Source organism: Psychrobacter sp. GW64-MNA-CIBAN-0177 (assembly GCF_040309585.1).
Taxonomy (GTDB): Bacteria; Pseudomonadota; Gammaproteobacteria; order Pseudomonadales; family Moraxellaceae; genus Psychrobacter; species Psychrobacter okhotskensis.
This window is the reverse complement of the sequence record NZ_JBEOOY010000090.1, coordinates 1-350: the sequence shown is the minus strand read 5'-3', so window position 1 is coordinate 350 and position 350 is coordinate 1. Positions and strand designations below refer to the sequence as shown.

The 350-nt window shown below is 49.7% G+C and carries 1 protein-coding gene; it reads left to right on the top strand.

From position 1 onward, the window contains the following. Nucleotides 1-350, top strand: a 350-nt coding sequence (locus tag AAEY79_RS14300) for a wax ester/triacylglycerol synthase domain-containing protein (protein WP_352288917.1), incomplete at both ends; no start/stop codon positions are given.

The following is a 350-nucleotide window of genomic DNA, read 5'->3' as shown; positions in this document are numbered from 1 at the left end:
CTAGAGCATTTACTGTTTTGGAAACAGGACGAGAACTTTCATGTCGAGCATCATTTTCGCCATGTGGCATTGCCGCAGCCTGCGCGCGTGCGCGAGCTGCTGATGTATATCTCAAAGGAGCACAGCAGGTTACTTGATCGGGCAATGCCATTGTGGGAATGTCACGTTATTGAAGGCATTTGCCCAGAATTTGAAGGCAGTCCGGAACGCTTTGCCTTATATTTTAAAATTCATCATTCTTTAGTGGACGGCATTGCTGCCATGCGCCTGATTCAAAGGTCGCTATCACAGTCGCCCACTGAGCCGATGACGCTGCCAGTATGGTCACTGATGGCACGTCACCGCAATCA